Origin of the sequence: Staphylococcus simulans (assembly GCF_002902285.1) — a bacterium.
GTDB lineage: Bacteria > Bacillota > Bacilli > Staphylococcales > Staphylococcaceae > Staphylococcus > Staphylococcus simulans.
Genome location: NZ_PPRU01000082.1, coordinates 1 through 271 on the forward strand (window position 1 = coordinate 1; position 271 = coordinate 271).

The 271-nt window shown below is 37.3% G+C and carries 1 tRNA gene; it reads right to left on the bottom strand.

Annotated elements, in window-relative coordinates:
* Window positions 1-98: 98 nt before the first annotated feature.
* Window positions 99-175: transfer RNA gene (locus CD112_RS13245), tRNA-Ile, on the bottom strand.
* Between the last annotated feature and the right edge of the window lie 96 nt (window positions 176-271).

A 271-nucleotide genomic window follows, 5' to 3' on the forward strand; every position in this document is an offset into this window, starting at 1 on the left:
AATGAATAAAGCTTTTAAAACTCTAATTCACTCGGTTTTGCTTGGTAAAATCTATTTTTTACTTACTTATCTAGTTTTCAATGTACAAAAAATCAAAATGGTGGGCCTAAGTGGACTCGAACCACCGACCTCACGCTTATCAGGCGTGCGCTCTAACCAGCTGAGCTATAGGCCCATCTCACGTTGAATGTTTCAAATAAACATTCAAAACTGAATACAATATGTCACGTTATTCCGTTTCAGTTTCCTGCGAAACTGTTCCGAATATATC